This is a genomic window from Nostoc sp. (assembly GCF_054880495.1).
The window spans coordinates 1-20,288 of sequence record NZ_JBTYKD010000274.1 but is presented as its reverse complement, the minus strand read 5'-3'; the positions used below and the strand labels follow the sequence as shown (position 1 = coordinate 20,288).

The following is a 20,288-nucleotide window of genomic DNA, read 5'->3' as shown; positions in this document are numbered from 1 at the left end:
ACCCTTGATGGGGTGAATATGTCCGCATCGGGAACAAGTTTGACTTGTGTAAGCAGGTGGAACAAATATCACTCTCACACCAGTAATATTTGCTTATTCTCACGTTTTGCTACTTCCAAAATCTGATTGCAAGCATCGGCAAACCCCTGCATCGTGCGGTCAATTTCGCCACCCAAGTCAGGGAGTACTATAAGCTTGCATTTAACAGAGATGGGTTGAGTCATAAGACCATTATAACTCATCCAGTGCAATTAATGTTGACTGCGACTAAAGTCGCACGAGCCGTTTACCTCTCAGCACTGAAGTGTCTGAGTTTCCCACATCCCGCGAGGTTCTATGAGACAAAATCCTAGTTTATACAGAGGTTTTGCCTGGAATACGTTTTTGTTGCTTAACCTGTTTTGTCAAATCTTGATCAGTAAAGTATTCTTTAGCATGGTTGAAATAACTACTAGATTCATTTTTATCAATGATACCATTCACAACTAAACCTAAAACGTTGTGACTGGATCTTTGTAGCATTTCTTCAGCAGCAGCTGCACTGTTAGAATCAATTACCCCAGGTCGAGCTACTAACAAAATCCCATCAGTCATTTGGCTTAAAGTCAAAGCATCGGCTGCCAAAAGTAGGGGAGGGGCATCAATAATAACAAAATCATAGTTATATTGAGATGAGAAATTGTCAATTAGTGATGCCATCCGTTTTGAGTCAAGCAAAGCAAGTGGGTTGGGAGGTCTAACTCCCGCAGTTAAAACATCAAGGTTATCCATTACCTTAGATACAGCAATGTTAAAATCAGCCTGACCTACAAGAACCTCACTCAAACCAACTGCATTGGTTAGTTGCCAGAGATGATGCTGAGAAGGAATTCGCATATCTGCATCAATTAGTAAAACTTTACGTCCTAGTTGAGCGATCGCTGCCGCCAAATTAGCTGAAACTGTAGATTTGCCTTCTTTAGGAACTGCGCTAGTTACCACGATAGTTTTAAGCACTTTATCTGAACTCAAGAATTTCAGATTGGCTTGAATCATTCGATACATTTCGCTCGTTAAAGAGTAGGGAGTATCTCTGACGGCAATTGTTTGGTCTGTTAATTCTGCATTTGAATAACGGGAGCGAACCTTTTTAACAAACAAAGGAACAATTCCCAGCAAAGTATATCCAAATACATCTCTAACTTCTTTAAGTGTTTTTAGAGATCTATCTCTCATCGCTAGGAAGAGTACAGTTGTGGTGGCAAAGAATAAACCGAACATCACTCCTAGCACCAAAACAATTATTTTTTTGATTAGTACTTGTTTTTTGGGCACTAAAGCCTGAGAAATAATCCGGGAAATCGGTGAATTTGTATTCTCAACTAACTGTAATTCTTGAACCTTTTTCAATAGAGTTTGATAGGTCGAATCTGCGACTGCAACTTTCCGTTCTAACTCCCGCTGATTTTGTGCCAACTGGGGTATGAGTTTCACGCGCTGTTCGTAGTTAGAACGGGAATTATATAGAGAGGAGAGTCTTTTAGTTAAGCCAAAGCGCTGTATTTCTGACTGGAGAAAACTTTGGATAAGGCTTTGTCTGAGTTGTCCAATCTGCAATTGGCTCTGGGGAACTTGGGTTTGATTGCCAACAGTCTGACCAACTTCCTGTTGCAGGAGAGATTTTAAATTAGCTTTCTTGGCTTCTAGGTTAATAACTACGGGGTTGTCATCTAGGAAACGGCTGCGCTCAATCGCTAACTGCCGGTCAGTGTCTTGAAGTTGTGTAAGAACTCCCTGTACTGCAGGTGACTGACTCAGGGCACTCACAGCGATCGCTTCTTGAGAATTTAGCTCTACTTTCTGACGCAGTTCATTGCTTTGGGCGTTTACCTCATCCAGTTGAGCCTTAACAGTATCCATCTCATTGTCTAGATTTCCAATAATCGCAACGGCTGATTTTGTCTCCTCTGATAAATCTGCAGTGTGATGCTTTTGTTTAAATATACGTAGCGCTATTTCTGCATTATCAACAGCGGCTTGAGTTTTAGGAAGCTGCTTGGCCATAAATTGACGAGTTGCCCCCGCCTCAGAGCGATTTGTCGTAATATCATTATCTAAATAAAAATTCATAATTGTGTTGACCACTGCCGCTGCTTCTTGCGGGTCATGGCTGCTATAGCTAATTCGCAATACATCTGTCCCACCAACAATTTTTACCTTCAGGGCTTTTTGTAGCGCTTCTACTTCCAGAGGTTTACCTTCATTGTCTTTGAGTTGTAGTTTGTCTATTGTCCGCTGCAAAAAAGTAGGGGAAGAAATAACTTCTATCTGACTGCTTATAGGATTTTGAGTTGCTACCAAGGGTTTCAAATCTCCTGAGTCCCCTCCTTCAGCTGAACTAGGCGAAAGATTACTTCCTGCTACTTTAAAAGAGGGAATTTTAAATAACAGTTTTCCTTCTGCTTCATAGGATGGCTTCATAAATACTATAGCTATACCACTGAGCATAACTGTAGCTACAAATATCGCAGTAGCAGGTAGCCGCCATCGTTTCAATATCAATAAGTAACGACTAAGGTCTAAATCAATAGATTCTCTAGATTCCATAAATTTTTCTGACATAAATCTTCTAAAGTACAGGTCTTAAGCAAGAAACTAAAAATTGACTTAGAGTAGCGACAAATCAGTGCAATTCACCAGACTGATATGATTTTACAATTATGACAATAGTATAGACTATTTAAGTTAAAAATTTAGTTCCCATTTGGTTTGGACACAAATATGAAACAGGGTTCTATTTCCCTCTATTGAGCAAAAACTTTGGTAAATTTAGGATTTGGGATTAATTCAAGGTGTCTTAACTGCAGTAGCCTCAATCAACCCTTTAGCAGCAGGACATTCAATTAAAAATTTTTGCTGTTAGCCATTAGTATTGAAATTTATTTCTGGATTATCAAAGTCTTGATTTTTTTCCTCGAATATTATATTGCTCTACCCCTTGTCAAATCACCCATGCTAGCAAAAATTCCTCAGCAAAGTAAAAAAACTCCCCCTCTAGTCGGTTTGCGATTTTTGACCATAAACATCTATTCCTTACTCAGCCTCACTATAATAGTAATAATAGTGATTCTGAAATTTAAAGTAGCTACTAGCTTTGCCAAATTTTCTCATAAGCCTCTAACAGTTTCGGAGCTTGATATTGCCACTCCAGGATCTCCTCCATTCTGCGTCGCCCCTGCGCTCCTATTTTTTCTCTACGTTCAGGAGAATCTAAAAGCTCCAGAATTTTCTCCGCAAATTCCACCTCATCATTAGGCTTGGCATAAAGAGATGCTTCCTGTGCAGAACGTCTTCCCTCTCGCAAATCAAACTGGACAATTGCTTTTCCCATCGCCATGTATTCGAGAATTTTATTCATGGTGCAGTTTTCGTTATAAGCAGATGTTGGAGAGGGTTCTACACATACGTCGCAACTGGAAAGCCGCTCTAAAAGTTCTTCCCCTTGCTTGAAGCCTGTAAATTCTACAAACTCAGTCACTTCTAACTCTTTAGATAAGTTCTTGAGTTTTTCTGCTGCAGGTCCACTACCGATTAGCATAAAGTGAATATCGGAGCGATTTTTTTTCTGCACAATATAATATACCATTCTCAGGAGATAATCAATTCCCTCTGGCTCGCCCATGACACCCATGTACCCTATCAAATAGTTTTTACCTCTACGGTAAATGGGGTTTGGGGGCATTCGCCGAAAGCGCGAAAGGTCAGGCGCACTACGAACTACAAACACCTTCTCTGGTTTCTTGTGCCCCCGATTAAGAGCTACCTCTCGGTGTGACTCGTTCGTTGAAATTGCCATGTCTGCTGTGGCATAGGTCAATCGTTCAGCCCAGCGTAATCCATGATAAAAAATATCACGACGTTGATACTTAGCTTCATACATCTCTGGGCTGAGGTCATGATGATCAAAGATAACCCATGTGCCATGAAATAATTTAAACCATCCTGCTACTAAGAAAAGTAAATCCGGCGGATTACAAATATGTATGACATCAAAACCACGCTCTCGCCATACCCTTTGAGCTAGCCGGAATTGCCAGTTAATCGCCCAACTGTACTCTCGGAGATAGCCAATAACCGAACTTTCTTCCGCTGGTAGAGGATGACGGTAGATGTGAATCTGCTCAATAACTTCGTAGTCTTTTTCAAAACCATTACCTGTCGGCGAAATTACGGTAACTTCATACCCAGCTTTTTGCAAAGTAGTTGCTTCCATCCATACCCGCCGATCAAACGGAACTGGCAGGTTTTCAACGATAATTAGTACTTTTTTTGGTGATGCCATAATCATCTCAATTTTTAATTACTTTAGTAGAACACTCACTTATCAATAATAAAATCTACCTTCTTTGGCTAACTTCTTGTCATACCTGGCCAAAGTGGGTTGACTAACCTACATATCTGCATCTTCACAGCTTAAAGTCTTGCAGTTATTGGCTGTTTAAACTTACATTACATTATTAAGCATCTAAATTTAACATTGAACGATATAAATCAAGGAAAGAAACCCAATGATTTTTGATATCAAGAGCAAAAACACTTTTTCTCGCCTTTTCTCCTAGAGAAAGTCTTAGAGCCTCATTTTCAATCAAAGACTTAATAGCATCTGATAGCTGCTGAATATTACCTGGATTAACGATTAATCCATTTTCAGATTGAGTAACTATTTCAGGTATACCTCCTACTGGTGTAACTATGACTGGTAACTCCCAAGCCATTGCTTCCAGCATTGCTAATGGAAGACCTTCATTGTAAGAGGGCAACACAAAAACATCTCCTTCAGTTAAAAGAATATCACGTTCATGTGACCCTATCCAACCAGGCAATTTAATATAATCTTCTAGATTTAAAGTCGTAACTAAATTGCGTGCTTGTTCTATGTCTCCATCTCCTGCCATAATCAAACTAGATATACTTTTATGTTCGGTAGGCAAAAGAGAAAAGGCTTCAATCAAATCAAATGCTCCTTTACGTTGACCAATTCGTCCTAAAAAAAGTAAGTTTACTTTTTTAGATACTGAACGGTGTGGAACTTCAGCAGGGATTTTTACGGGATTATAAAAGACTACAACTTGTTCGGGTTTCAGACCAAGGTTTTCTATGTAGAAGCTTCTCCAACTTTCGGATAATACAATTAAGCGTTGACACTTGGAAAATACCCAAGTTAGCAATTGCTGTATCCATTTTGGCAGTTCAGCATAGAAAACATGAAATTGACTACCGTGAGCATGTAGAATTATCGGCTTGTGAAATACCCAAGCTAAAAGTGCCATAATCGCCTGTCGTAAAACACTGCCCCGCTGTGAAATTTCAAGCTGAACAATATCAACTTCTTCCCTTAATAAGATCCACAGAAATTTCCATACAGCTTTCAAAAATACCATGATTTTGATTGCTATAGCTCCTTCTTCGTGAGTAATAATATGACATATGTGAACTTCAGAAGGAGCATACTCCAAAAAAAGCTTCTCGTAATTGGAAATGCCACCCTGCTGAAGTAAGCTAGGACCTAATAGAATAATCTTGAGAGTTTTAGTTCCACACATAGGCTCTACTTTTTGCAAAGTTTGGCTATCCTGGGTTAATGTATCAACAAAAGAATCAGAATTTATCATTTTTTTCCATAGACCAAAGTAATTGCATCAAATATTGTTAAAATCCGATTATTTTCTGCTTTATTGGGGTTGAAAGGTTTTTCTTGAAAAGATTCATTTGTCCTGATCAGAAACAGATTGTGGCAATTTTAATGTGGTATAAATGCCAAGCACAAAAACAATGATTTCAGAACCTTTATGCAATATCTATGCTATGGATTGGTCTTTTTTTGTTTAATGATTTTGTTTTGCTTTCATGTCTCATTCTCACTGATAAACATGCCCCCACATAGAGTATCCAAGTTAAACTATTCGATTCCAGCAAGGTAGATTCAGTCAGGCTAGCTAAAAATATATATGTCATATGCATAAGTGGCCAAATATCTAATGCTGTATTAGTACTACGCACCCGAGTAAATCCTTGTAGATAACTGCGCCAAAATCCTAAGAAGAATAACCCTAACCCTAAAAGACCCAAATCAAGGCAAAGATTGAGATAACCATTGTGGGGGTGGTTTGGCATCCATCCAGCATTAAGCCAAATATAAGCAGATTCACCATTCCATCCTTGCCAGAATCCGCCATAACCATAACCAAGCCAAGGATGTTTCCAAATCATATCGATTACTAATGGCCACAAGTCTGTTCGACCTGTAAGTGTCGCATCTTTACCAAGCGAACTAAACAGGAGTTCAGCGTTATTAGACAACCAAAAATATAAACTTTGGCTGATAGTTGCAATAATTATTAGGGTTGGTACCATGATCTGGTATGGCCAACGCCAAATTAGAAAAGCGAAAAATGCCGATATTATAATTAATAGATTAACTAGAGATGAAATGGAACTGGCAAGCAGTAAGAGTAGTATTGACAAGCTAAACCCCCCCCAGAAAAGCCAACTACGTCTTTGACTTTGATAACCAAGGAGAAAAAAAACTATTCCACTGGTTACCATTCTTGCTCCCAAACCGTTTTTGTGGGTGAATACTCCACGCAACAGTGGTTTACCAAGGTCGTTTTGTATCCCGTATTTAGGCAAGGCTATAGCAAAAATGAAACTCAATACTATAATAATTCCAAAATTCCAAGCAAGTAAATAGAGTTGCTGTTTTAAGCTATATCGCGAAACAAAATACAGACCAAATAAACTCGAACCAATGAGGGTAAAACTATTTTTTAATGTTGTTGATGGTTCAAAAGACCAAAGAATAGAAACAGCTGGCAACATTAGTAAAGCATAAAGGAAGATATCTTTATTCAATACAAGGACATAAAGAGTTTTCTTCCAACGCAAAATTAGTAGTAATAAGGTAATTGCATAGATTAGGAAATATATAATCCGAACGAAGGAGCTATCATATTCTACCGCATCCTCTTGTCCTGCTCCTCCTGACAGGAGGAGAGTTATAATTGCCCCTGAATAAATTAGCAAGGCTGTAACTGTGAATCCCTGCTCCGCATAAATTAGTAGTTTTCTCATAAATTAACTAATATTTATTTTGCATGTTCATTTTTTTATAATAAATTTGGGCTGTTTGAGCAGCAATATTTGACCAATTTAAATCTTCCTGACAACGAGCTAGTGCCGCAGTTCGCATACGTTGTTGCAAGTCGCGATCGCTTAACAAAGAAATTATTGCATCAGCTAGGGCTCGAACATCACGGGGTGGAACTAACAACCCATCTTTTTTATGCTGAACTATCTCACTCAATCCTCCTACCTCAGAAGCTACAACTAGCGTTCCCATTCCATAAGATAAAGCTGCTACACCACTTTGAGACGCTTCGATGTATGGTAGAACTGTTACTGTGCTACGTTGAAATAAATTACCTACTTCTTCAAGGGGGATAAAGTCATTGATAATCTCGTACCGTTTTTCATCATAGCCATTAGGGAAATATTGTTTGATGTTTTCTCCTCGTCCAGCAATAATTAACTTGACTTCAGGTATACGTTCAGCAATTAAAGGCATAGCCTCAAGCAAATATTTCAATCCTTTATAAGGCCAGATGCGTCCAAAAAATAGCAATGTATTTGGATCAGTAGGCTGACTATTGTGATTACCCCGGCGCTGATACAAACTACCAAGTTCCCCATGCGCTAAAACATTGACTCGCTCTTGAGGTATACGGAATTGTTCAATGAGGATTTTTTTTAGTTGATGAGTATGGACAATCAATTGTTGGGAACGGTAGAAAGCAATACGCCTGGTATACTCTGAACCGAATACAGCCATGCTATCCCCTGGGTGACGGAATATATCGTGAATGGTTGTCACTAGTGGTGGCATCTTGTTGAGTAACAAAGTCCAATCGTACCAAGGATCATTAGTTTCTTGCACATGCAAAACATCTGGCTGTATGTCTTTGATAATACGCATCATCGCGTACATTGACAACAGGTTACGCGGATCGCGAATCCGTGGTTTTTTAAAGCTAATGACGCGGATATTAGAATCAAGAACATTGCTACAGACATCTGAGACTTTTTCCGGATGAATTAGCGTTAAATCAACATATTTCACCAAACTGTTTGCTAATTCAATGGTGTAGTCTTCAAAGCCAAAATATAGTAAAGCAACCTTGATCATAAAGTTTAAGTTTTCATGCAATATTTATTCTACTCGGCTTTAATCACTTGATAAATTTTTCAATTTCTATATTTTTTCTGAACTCATACTGAATAATTTTAGCCACACAGATCGGATTCCTCCGAATTTATTTATTACCAAGTAACCAGCAAGCAAAGCATAAACGCAAGTTGAAATAAGCAAAACAAATATAAAGTCTACTCTAAATTTTTGGAGAATGAAAAATACCAATACCATAGCAACGCTAATTATCAGCGGACGACGTGTTACTCGCCATAAACGCAAGGAAAACAAGTTAGTGTACACAGCGTATGTGAGTAAGCTAAAACCAGTTAAACCCATTGCTAATTGCATAAACGCTGCACCCATTAGTTTATATTGTGAAATCAACACTACACCTGATAATAGTCCTACAACATTAGTAATAATAACCTCCCCTAAGTTAAATTTTTCAAACCCATTAGCTAAAAGCAGATAGACAAATGTCCGCATAAATGGATACGTAATCAGCGATAAGGAACTTACCTTTAGAACTAAACTTACCTGATTGAAATTAGGGTGTTTATAAATTAATGTTATTAAATCATTTCCAATAAAAAACATTACAATAATAAGCGGCAGTGATACACACAAAAGCATTTCAATAACATTTTCAGTAATCTGACGCAATTTTTCCCGCCCTAAACCTACTGCCTTTGTCATTACAGGAAAAGCAGCCATACATATACTATCGCAAACCAATGTGAACGGTAGCATCAATTGTCCGATCACGCCATAAAGACCAACTAGCAATTCACTTCCTAAGAGTGAGATAATTAAAATACCCATTCTACTACTAACTATACCTACTGCATCAATAAGCATAAATGTCCGAGCAGACTTGAATAAGCTCCATATAAAATTTTGATTAATTTGCCATTTTGGCTTAACTACTCTTGTAAGCAAAATCCATTCAATTACAAAAACTAGAGTTTCGGAAATTGCTAAAATTCCAGCTAAATAATTTACTCCATAATTAAGATGTAGAAACCAGAGCATTACTACTAAACGTAGAACGTAGACTGGCACCGTAGAGATGGAAATCAAATTCATTCTCTCTTGAGCCTGAAAAATTGCCTCCGTGATGTTAGAAAGCGAAAACGGAATTATTGTTAATCCCATGATGTAGCAGGTCATTGAGGTGTCTGAATTATAGGGCAGTAGAAACACCACAATCACCTGTACTATATAAGCAAGAATGCTTAAAAGCATTTGCAAGAAAGTACCACTCACCAAGTAAACAGGCATTTCTTCTGGCTTGCGAGACAGTTCTCGTGTAAACAAGGTTTTTAGGCCCTGTGAAGCAATGACCATGAAGATATAGTAGTAGCTAAATGCTAGTAAATATCGCCCTAATTCATACGCTCCTAGAGTACGAGCTATAGATGCTACTAACACAAAGCTTGTAAGACTTTGGACTAAGCGATTCACCAACAATGAGAGAGTATTTGTTAATAGTTTTTGTTGTCCCATTGTCTGTAAACTATAATTAAATTGATATGAAATGAATTTGCTTGCAAGATTTTATTTCTGGGCAATTAAAAAAATATTGTCTGCAAATAAATAAACTTTTCTCAGCAATCTACTGAAAAAACGACGCAGTTTTTTACTGGGAATTCCGAAAAGAATACTTTCTACAATCAACATCATATTAAAGTAGAAAACACTAATTAGTATTATTTGTTCTTCTTCTTTAATACCTAGTATTGATAACAGTTTTATCAACTTAGCTGGTATAGCGCAATAAATACTTTTGTATCCAGCCATCTTTAAAGAATTATGTAATTCACGATATGTATACTCTTTCAGATGCATACCTTGAGGATTATCATAGCCAAAAACTAAAGATATATCGTGAGGTCCTGTATGACAATGAGGTGTTGTAAAAATGTATTTTCCTTGATTGAGGAGAATTTTATAAGCACTTTTAAAGTGTGTAATTAAATCATCTGGATGGAAGTGCTCAACAACTTGATTAGAGACGACCAAATCATAAAATTCAGTCTGTTCAAAATGGTCTAAGTGTACACCGTCGGAGTTACCCCAAGATAAGTTAGGTGATGAATCACTTAGATGTTTTGAACCACGTTCCTTTGTAATTTCTGTAGCTTTACATTGAAATCCACATTTAGCTAAATATGCTATCATTTCTCCTTTACCAGAACCAACTTCATAAATTTTCTTGGGTGGAGAGCCGATCATTTTTAGCCAAGTTTTATATTTTTCCGTAGTAGGTGTGCTATCTCTTACAAAATAGTTTTGCCATTCTAATTTAGTATAAAGAGTAGTATAAGCTTGCTCAAATGCTTCCCATCGATTTTCTGATTTCGACTCTAATAGGTCTTTTGTCAATTTTCTTTCTAACTCCCAGTGTTCAAGTATCATTTGTTCGGTAATTTCTGCTTCGGCAGGAATGCGGTAGTTGCGTTTATAACGAGTTATTAGTTCAAGTCCTCTGGGTTCCATAATTAACTCCTTTAGTTTAATAAGTTGATGTGCAAGTGAAATAAAGTAAAGCTCTACATCTCACTTGATGATTTTTAAGATTTAGATAAAATCTGTCGTTTTAGAGCTTACTAACCTGATCAGTGCAGAGACGGCTTTCGCCATTTTTATAGTTCAGCATTTAATAATGGTTGGGTAACTCTAGTCCAGGTAGGGCGATAACATAATGTCAATGTCAATAAGACTGTTATATTATCAATTACAAAATAATCTTATTAACCTCTACTTATTGACAAAGATTTAAGTCCTCATGAATCCAATGATAAATGCTGATTTTCTCGTTGGTTCTTAAGCTAGGTTTTTTATCGGGACTTATTTAGATGCAATAGATGCGATCGCTCTGTAGATTAGGGTAATGGAACAACCTAAAGTTATTAATATCAAAGATATAGTTTCCTTGACTAATTCTTCAGTTTCCCCATACTAACCTTAGTAAGCACCTTCTTTTTTCAAAACTACCATAACTGTTTTGAGGAGAATTTGAAAGTCTAACCCAAGCGACCAATTTTCGATGTAGTTAAGATCAAGATTAATCACTTGTTCAAAATCTAAAATATCCGAGCGACCTGAGACTTGCCAAAGACCTGTAATACCAGGTAAAACTTCATGTCTGATAAAATGATGTTCAGAAAACTTATCAACATCTCTGGTAGGTAAAGGGCGAGGTCCTACTATACTCATTTCTCCAAAGATAACATTAAAGAGTTGAGGTAATTCGTCTAAGCTGTAACGTCGAAGAAATTTTCCAACACGGGTAACGCGAGGATCGTCTTTAATTTTAAAGATAATCCCATCTTTCGTTTCATTTAATGCTTCTAATTCTTTCTGTAATTTTTCCGCATCAGACCTCATAGTTCGGAATTTCCATACTTTAAACTGTTGCCCATGTAGACCTATACGCGTTTGCCTGTAAAATACTGTGCCGGGAGAGTCCAATTTGATAGCTATAGCTATAGCTAAATAAATAGGGAATGATGACATTACAAATAAAGTCGCGAAACAAAAATCACAACTGCGCTTTATCCAAAAATCTTTACCTGTAATTATCGGACAATCCAAACTCAGGCAAGGCATTCCTCCTATTTTATTAAATTCTACGTTTTTATAAATTGGTTTTAACTCCATAGGTAAAATATGTACTTGTATGCCGGATGCTTGAAATAACCAGCATAAAAACATTCTATTTTTTAGAGCATCCCAAGATATAAAAACTTCTGTTACACCTAATTGATTAAGTTGATTCAATGTTTGTTGACGTTGATATCTGTCTAATGATTTAGCATTCGCCGTTCCAGATACGATGTAGTGTTTTTCTTTTTTTATAAAGCTAGCAATCTGCTCATGATCTTGAGGATCACAAATAATGAATACTGAAGAACAAACTATTTTTTTCTGCTTACGCAGATATTCAAGAGTAATATTTACAGCATATCTACCAGTACATATAAACAATACACTAAACAACCAAGATAATAGGATTAATCTTGGTTGTTTAATATCAACAACTGGTTTATACAAAAAAGACACAAGGAGTATTAATCCATGAGCAAAAATTAGCGATTTGATAATATTGAAATAGTCATAGCGTTTTTGACCTTCTCGATAAATACCTTCGACAGCTAGTGCTCCTATTTGAATCCCAATAGTTATTAAAATTGCTAAATAATTACTCGGTATATACCAAGAAAAATCCCCATAAGAAGATTGATATTCAGCTAAAACCCAAGCTGATAATAAAAGAGTATAGTCTAATAAAAACAATGTTGTTAATCTCAACCACCAGGAACCCTTGCGTACTCTCGCAAATGAAGATGCCCGTAAATCCAAAGCTACTTCACTGAATTTATTTGTTGTAATGCTTTGATTACTCATAGTTAGTAAAACTTGGTGTAATTAAAATTTGATGCAAACTTATATAAAATAAGTCGGGGATCTCACATTTTTCTTCCAAAGAAATCTGGTCTTTGCACTCTACTATTAACCATTTTTTTCGCAGGAACTTTAAGTTCTTAATCAAAAGCGGATTACCGGGTCGCTTTAAGTGTGATTACTACCCTAATACTTAGCTTTTGGTGGACGTAGAATCTAGTTTAGCCTGTAAATTTTTTGATATAAAAAAAGGATTTTTTGGTGAGCTAACTTATAGTTGAATAAAACTCCTGACATTAATAATTAATCAGGTCAGGTAAAGATATTAGGATTTTTAAGGTGCGTAATAAATAAACTGAATTACTACAGTTCCATTCCAGAGTTCCGCTTCTATGAGACAATAATATCCCTTCGCAAATTATCGTAATCATATTTACTTAGACCAGTTCAGTTTTGCTTAAAAGATTCTCTGTTTCTTTACGCATAATTACTGATTAAGAAAACTTACACACACAACATATAACGAAAAGCATCAAAAATTTGACTATTGTTACAAAACTTTACATAATCGATTTTTCGTTAGACTTCTATTAATAAAATGAATCGATGCTCTAGATTACATTTTGACGGTAAGTACCCGATGTTAATTCTGATGTTGTTAAGCTTTTGAAGCGCCAAAAGGACAGTTACCTTACCGACGGGGCTGTAATTTAAACTAGAAGACTGAAGTTACACAAATGAAACCTCCCTACGTAGGTAGGTTTCATGAAGTTCGCGTAATTATTCATGAAAATAATATGATAACTTTACATTAATTTCATATATAAGGAAGCAAAATGAAGATTCGGTAAGAATTATTTTTTCGTTTAGCAGATTTTATTAAAAAAGGATAATGTACTTTTATAATTGATGTAAGTTATGAGATTGGGTTGATTACATCAGACGTAAACTTATTTTTTAACTCAATTTGAGGTTTTTAATAAAATCCTTCTTCTTGGCTAAAATCAAATTAAAAGTTAATCCTTTGGATTTAATTGCAATTTAGAGCCTCAATAGATAAGATATAGGGTAAAAGTATGGTAATCAGCAAATTGAATATAAATCGATTAGGCAGATTGTTGAAGAGGCAAAAATGGACCCTGCTGGCAAAATTACGTTTAAATAATTTAAAATTTAATTGGATTTTGCGAGCCACAAATGATTCAGAAATAGGAAAAACACGGATAAAAGTAAATAATTTATCTCTTTCAGAAAAAGATTATATGAAGTTTGTAAATTTCGAGGTACTTATTAAATACAACCAGCTTGGTTATCTCCATTTCCAGCCTGTTGAATAGCTGACGACAATTATCATCAACCTCAGATAAATTCTGAAGTGAAGGTACTGGTAACAGTCAAAAATTAGACACTAACTTTTGAGTTTGGTAAGTTTTATCTTGGTATATGAGAGTTAATGGTATTTCTCTCATCTTCTATTATAGATTCAGGGCTGTATTCTCTCAGATTCCCCTTTTGTCTAAACTTCAGTTGAAGTGCTTTGATGTTTAATTGCTATCAAAGTGCAAAATTATACTGAAGACGATCCCTACTTTACTGTGGATGACTCCAGACGATTGATAGCTCCAGCGAACTTATATAGAAAATGCAGATAAATAATAGCCAGACTTCAATATCTAAGCAAAATATTCCCTTAGATACCTTAACTCAGATCATCGGCACTCAAGTTTTACAGGAATGGAATGACACCCAAGCACATCAGGATCTATGCATCCATCAGATGTTTGAGATGCAAGTTGAGCGATCGCCCCAAGCCATTGCTGTAGTATTTGAAAATATACAGCTTACTTATCGGCAGTTAAACCAACGGGCTAATCAACTAGCGCACCACTTACGTACTTTAGGCGTTGGACCGGAAGTACTTGTGGGCATTTGCCTAGAGCGCTCCTTGGAGATGATTGTCGGGTTGCTGGGAATTCTGAAAGCTGGAGGTGCTTATGTGCCTTTAGATCCGGCATATCCCTCAGAACGTTTAGCCTTCATCTTGTCAGACACCCAGACACCAGTCTTGTTAACCCAAGAAAAATTCGTCAAGAACTTACCACCGCATCAGGCGCAAGTAATTTGTCTGGACTCTAACTGGCAAGGGAATATCCGAAACAGTCAAGAAAATCCTGTAAATGAGACGACGACTGATAATCTCATCTACGTAATCTACACATCTGGCTCTACAGGACAACCCAAGGGTGTAATGATCCCTCACCGTGGGATTTGCAATCAACTCCACTGGAAGCAAACAACCTTTGGATTAACTCAGGCAGATAAAGTTTTACTGACTATTTCTTTTAGCTTCGACCCCTCAGTGTGGCAGATATTCTGGCCATTGTGCTTTGGGGGGCAATTGTTCATCGCTCGCCCTGGTGGACACCAAGATACTGCCTATCTTGTGAAGGTGATTACTGAGCAGCAAATCACCGTACTAGCCTTAGTACCTTCCATACTCCGTGTCTTACTAGAAGAAAAGGGAATTGAGAATTGCCGATTTCTCAGACACATTACCTGTGGTGGTGAAGCTTTACGTGGCGAACTCATAGAGCGTTTCTTTGCTCAACTGAATTTGGACAATGTTCTGCATAATTGCTATGGACCGACAGAAGCTTCTATTGATACCACTTTCTGGAGTTGCCAGCGCGGCACTAATTACGCATTTGCTCCCATTGGTCGCCCCATTACTAATGCAGAGATTCACATCCTTGATGAAAATTTGCAGCCCGTGCCTGTTGGTGAATCAGGCGAACTGCACATTGGCGGTATTGGTCTAGCGCGAGGTTATCTTAACCGTCCAGAATTGACCATAGATAAGTTCATTTTCAACCCTTTTAGCTCTGGAAGAGGGGCACGTCTTTATAAAACTGGGGACTTAGCACGTTACTTAAGTGATGGTAATATCGAATTCCTTGGTCGCATTGACCACCAAGTAAAGATTCGTGGGTTCCGAATTGAATTGGGAGAAATTGAAGCCATATTAGCTCAACATCCTGCACTGACACAGACTATAGTCATAGCTAGAGAGGATGTTATTGGTGACAAGCAACTGGTGGCATATATTGTTGCCAGTCCAGAGCTAACTCCTAGTCAGGCTGATTTGCGTCATTTTTTGCAAGGTCAGCTACCTGAATATATGGTACCTGCTTACTTTGTATTTTTGGACACGCTACCATTAAATCCCAATGGTAAAATAGACCGCCGTGCTTTGCCTGCACCAGATACATTTACTCTTGGGCTGTCAACTAAGTTTGTTGCACCTGAGAATTTGACAGAAGAAGTCTTAGCTAGCATCTGGGCGAAAGTTTTGCGTCTGGAACAAGTAGGCATCCACGACAATTTTTTTGAATTGGGAGGTCATTCACTGCTGGCGACTCAAGTCATATCTCGGATTCGCCAAGCCTTTCGGATAGAAATACCATTGCAACTCTTATTTGAGAATCCCACGATCGCTACTTTAGCTGAAGCGCTCCCTCAAAACCAGACTCTAGAAAATGCTCCCCAAAATCAGACTATTCCCCAAGTAGCCAACCGGGAGTCAGCCTCTTTATCTTTTGCCCAGCAGCGAGTGTGGTTTTTGGAACAGTTGCAACCCAACAGCCCAGCATATATCCTCTCGAATGCACAGCGCTTAATGGGCAAATTAAATGCGGATGTATTGCAACAATCATTAGATGCGATCGTTGTCCATCACCAGGCGCTGCGAACAAATTTTATTAAAGTTGATGGTAGCCCCATACAAGTAATTGGCACCCCTCGACCAGTCGAACTCAAAACTATTAAAGTCACACAGGAGCAAGTAGAATCTCTTCTAAATCAAGAGGCGCAACGCCCCTTCAACTTAGAATCTGACTTAATGCTGCGAGCTACCTTGCTCCAGGTAGACGAACATCAGCATATACTCCTGTTGGTCATGCACCACATCGCCTCAGATGGCTGGTCAACAGGCATTCTTTGGCAACAGTTAGCAGCCGTTTATGAAGCCTTTTTGAGCGGTAAGCCTGACCCTCTGCCAAAATTGCCCATTCAGTATGCCGATTTTGCTGTCTGGCAACACCAATGGCTATCGGGGGAAATACTCTCGGGCCAAATCAACTACTGGAAAACCCAGTTAGTAGGTACTAATACTGTATTAGAATTACCAACCGACCGACCACGGCCACCAGTCCAAACTTACCAGGGAGCAGTGCAATCCCTGATGCTACCCCAGACGCTGAGTGCATCCCTAAAAGAACTCTCGCATCAGCAGGGTGTGACGCTATTCATGACATTACTGGCGGCTTTTGGGACAATACTGCACCGCTACACTGGGCAAGAAGATATTCTCATCGGTTCTCCCATTGCTGGCCGCAACCAAGTTGAAACCGAAGGGTTGATAGGGTTCTTTGTCAATACCCTAGCCATACGCACTCAGCTTTCAGGCAATCCAAGTTTTCGGCAGTTACTTAGTCAAGTTCGAGAAGTAACACTAGGAGCTTATGCCCACCAAGACCTACCCTTTGAAAAGCTAGTAGAAGAACTACAGCCAGAACGAAATCTGAGCCACTCACCGCTATTTCAGGTAATGTTTGCCTTCCACAATACTCCAAGGGAACTCTGGGAACTTCCGGGATTGACCATTACTCCTTTAAAAGTCCATAGCGGCGCTGCAAAGTTCGATCTTACCCTCGACCTGGAAGAAACTTCATCGGGGATCAAAGGTGGAATTGAATACAACACCGACTTATTCGATGCGACAACCATCGCTCGAATGATAGGGCATTTCCAAACTTTACTTGCAGGGATCGTCGCCAACCCAGAACAGCAGATTTCCGATTTACCTCTGTTAACACCAGCCGAACAGCATCAGCTACTAGGAGAGTGGAATAATACTCAAACTGACTACGATTTATCTCAATGTCTGCACCAGTTATTTGAAGCGCAGGTAGAGAAAACACCAGATGCGCTCGCTGTAAAATTTGCAGACAAGCACCTGACATATCATCAGCTAAATTGTCGCGCCAATCAGCTAGCACACCACTTGCAAACTTGTGGAGTCCAGGCAGACGTACTCGTAGCCATTTGTGTTGAGCGTTCCTTAGAAATGGTTGTGGGATTGTTAGGGATTCTCAAGGCTGGCGGCGCTTATGTCCCTCTTGATCCCGAATATCCCCAAGAGCGGATAGCATATATGCTAGAAGATTGTCAAGCCCCAGTGCTGTTAACCCAAAAGAGTTTAGTTGCTCATCTGCCTACAAGTACCCAAAAAATTTGTTTAGATAGCGACTGGGAAACAATCTCACAACAAAGCGATGGCAATCCCAACTCAAGCATTAAGCCTGTGGATCTAGCTTATGTAATTTACACCTCTGGTTCCACCGGCAAACCAAAGGGCGCGATGAATAGCCATCGAGGAATTTGCAATCGCTTACTCTGGATGCAAGACGCTTACAAACTAACTCAAAGTGATCGCGTTCTGCAAAAAACGCCTTTTAGTTTCGACGTTTCCGTTTGGGAGTTTTTCTGGCCTCTGTTGACAGGGGCGCGTTTAGTGATGGCTCAACCAGGCGGACAGCGAGATGCGACTTACTTAATTAACACCATTGCCCAAGAGGAAATTACAACACTGCATTTTGTCCCCTCCATGTTGCAGATATTTCTCCAAACTAAAGGGCTAGAACGTTGCGGCGCTCTCAAACAGGTGTTTTGTAGTGGAGAAGCCTTACCAGTTGACCTCCAGGAGCGGTTTTTTGACTCAATGGGATGTGAACTACATAACCTCTATGGTCCTACCGAAGCGGCAATTGATGTCACATTTTGGCAGTGTCAAAGAGAGAGTAACTTAAAAAGTGTACCGATTGGGAGAGCGATCGCTAACACTCAACTTTATATCCTGGACTCCCATTTCCAAGCAGTTCCCTTGGGTGCGATCGGCGAACTTTATATTGGTGGTATCGGAGTTGCTAGAGGCTATCTTAACCGTCCAGACTTAACAGCCGAGCGATTTATTTCCCATCCCTTTAACGAAGGCGAAAAACTTTACAAAACTGGAGACTTAGCCCGATATCTTGCCGATGGCAACATTGAATACATTGGTAGAATTGATCATCAAGTAAAAATTCGGGGTTTCCGCATCGAACTTGGAGAAATCGAAACTTTACTAGCACAACACCCGACCATACAGCAAACTGTCGTCACAGCTAGAGTTGATCATCCCGAAAACCAGCGATTAGTCGCCTACATCGTTCCTCATCCAGAACAGACACCAACCACAGACGAACTGCGCCACTTCCTCAAACAGAAACTGCCAGAATATATGGTGCCTAGTGCCTTCGTTTTACTAGACACTTTACCCCTAACCCCCAACGGCAAAATCGACCGCCGCGCTTTACCAGCACCAGAGTCAACAAGGCTTGATACAGACAACACCTATGTAGCTCCCCGCGATCAATTAGAATTTAAGCTGACCAAAATTTGGTCAGAAATTTTAGGTGTCCAGCCTATCGGTGTCAGGGACAACTTCTTTGAGCTAGGAGGACACTCCATATTAGCAGTAAAACTGTTTTGGCAAATTGAGAAGATATTTAATACAAATCTGCCTCTGGCGATTCTCTTCCAGTCAGGGACTGTAGAGGCTCTAGCCAAAATAATCTCCCAAGAAAGAGATTTAGCAAGAAACTTAAGTTTAGTAAATATCTTAGAAAAATCAAAATCAAGCTGGTCATCCCTGGTAGAAATTCAACCCAATGGTTCCAAGCCACCTTTTTTCTGTATTCACGGACTGGGCGGAGAAGTCTTGTGTTTCCGTGAATTGGCACTGCATTTAGGGTCAGACCAACCATTCTACGGACTACAGCCACAAGGACTAAATGGAAAACACCCTTTCCATAGGCGGATTGAAGACATGGCAACTCACTACATTCAAGAAATTCAGACCCTTCAGCCCGATGGCCCTTATTTTCTGGGAGGTTATTCTTTTGGGGGTATAGTTGCTTTCGAGATGGCGCGGCAACTCCAAGAGCAAGGCGAAGAAGTTGGTATTCTAGCTATAGTTGATAGTTGTCGTCCAGGTTATAGCTGGCGGGCGCCATTTCTGAAGCGAGTTTTTTTGCATTTAAATAATATTATTCAACAAGGGCCTACCTACCTTTGGCAAAAGTCTGGAAAATGGAGCTATTGGGGTAAGCAGCGTCTCCAAAATAAATATAAACGTTACTTAGAAGGGGTAATTCATTTACCTGAAACTGACATGCACTTAAAGAGTATAGATACTAATACTCAAGCTATCAGTGAATATATCTTTTCACCTTATCTTGGTCGAGCTATCCTCTTGCGGACAGAGGATCAAAATCGGAGTGAAGCTATCGGCACTCGATACGATCCTGAATTCGGCTGGGGCGACGTAGTGGTTGGAGGATTAGATATCCATTACCTTCCCGGTTCTCACCTTGACATACTTAAGGAACCCAACGTACAGGTGTTAGCCGAAATATTGAGAAATTGCTTAACGCAGGCGCAGTCTCCAAAGAATTAAGGTTCTGAGATACCCCATGCGTAAACGCAGGGGGTTCTAACTCACGGAGCGAGTTTCGTTTACCCTTACAGGTTCCGACTTCTCACGCGCTATTAGATT

Annotated in this window: 11 protein-coding genes; 1 reads left to right on the top strand and 10 read right to left on the bottom strand. The window is 39.1% G+C overall.

Annotated features, from left to right (window positions below):
* From ACYTXL_RS24400 to ACYTXL_RS24355, 10 genes are all read right to left on the bottom strand, one after another.
* Positions 1 to 72 (bottom strand): zinc ribbon domain-containing protein (locus ACYTXL_RS24400; RefSeq protein ID WP_461926982.1); only part of this gene is annotated, 72 nt, incomplete at its 3' end.
* 2 nt (positions 73 to 74) lie between these two features.
* A complete protein-coding gene (locus tag ACYTXL_RS24395) occupies positions 75 to 224 on the bottom strand; it encodes a hypothetical protein (protein ID WP_461926981.1) in 150 nt (49 codons plus the stop codon).
* Between the two features lie 130 nt (positions 225 to 354).
* Entirely contained in the window at positions 355 to 2,586 is a 2,232-nt protein-coding gene (locus ACYTXL_RS24390; protein ID WP_461926980.1) for a GumC family protein, read from the bottom strand.
* A 541-nt stretch (positions 2,587 to 3,127) separates the two neighbouring features.
* A complete protein-coding gene (locus tag ACYTXL_RS24385) occupies positions 3,128 to 4,321 on the bottom strand; it encodes a glycosyltransferase family 4 protein (RefSeq protein WP_461921359.1) in 1,194 nt (397 codons plus the stop codon).
* 175 nt (positions 4,322 to 4,496) lie between these two features.
* Positions 4,497 to 5,651 carry a glycosyltransferase family 4 protein gene (locus tag ACYTXL_RS24380; RefSeq protein WP_461921358.1) on the bottom strand — a complete coding sequence of 385 codons (1,155 nt, stop codon included), beginning with the start codon at positions 5,649 to 5,651 and terminating at the stop codon, positions 4,497 to 4,499.
* 175 nt (positions 5,652 to 5,826) lie between these two features.
* Positions 5,827 to 7,110, bottom strand: coding sequence for an O-antigen ligase family protein (locus tag ACYTXL_RS24375; RefSeq protein WP_461921357.1), 1,284 nt, complete (start codon positions 7,108 to 7,110; stop codon positions 5,827 to 5,829).
* Positions 7,111 to 7,117: 7 nt separating this feature from the next.
* The gene (locus ACYTXL_RS24370) at positions 7,118 to 8,221 is read right to left on the bottom strand and encodes a glycosyltransferase family 4 protein (RefSeq protein WP_461921356.1); all 1,104 of its coding nucleotides are present in this window, start codon (positions 8,219 to 8,221) and stop codon (positions 7,118 to 7,120) included.
* Positions 8,222 to 8,287: 66 nt separating this feature from the next.
* Positions 8,288 to 9,733 (bottom strand): oligosaccharide flippase family protein, encoded by a 1,446-nt coding sequence (locus tag ACYTXL_RS24365; protein ID WP_461921355.1) that lies wholly within the window; start codon positions 9,731 to 9,733, stop codon positions 8,288 to 8,290.
* A 51-nt stretch (positions 9,734 to 9,784) separates the two neighbouring features.
* Positions 9,785 to 10,726 (bottom strand): class I SAM-dependent methyltransferase, encoded by a 942-nt coding sequence (locus ACYTXL_RS24360; RefSeq protein WP_461921354.1) that lies wholly within the window; start codon positions 10,724 to 10,726, stop codon positions 9,785 to 9,787.
* Between the two features lie 468 nt (positions 10,727 to 11,194).
* Positions 11,195 to 12,637 carry a sugar transferase gene (locus ACYTXL_RS24355; RefSeq protein WP_461921353.1) on the bottom strand — a complete coding sequence of 481 codons (1,443 nt, stop codon included), beginning with the start codon at positions 12,635 to 12,637 and terminating at the stop codon, positions 11,195 to 11,197.
* 1,639 nt (positions 12,638 to 14,276) lie between these two features.
* On the opposite strand from ACYTXL_RS24355, the gene ACYTXL_RS24350 reads away from it, so the two are divergent.
* Positions 14,277 to 20,189: an amino acid adenylation domain-containing protein gene (locus ACYTXL_RS24350; RefSeq protein ID WP_461926979.1), complete on the top strand. Its 5,913-nt coding sequence runs from the start codon at positions 14,277 to 14,279 to the stop codon at positions 20,187 to 20,189.
* Positions 20,190 to 20,288: the final 99 nt, after the last annotated feature.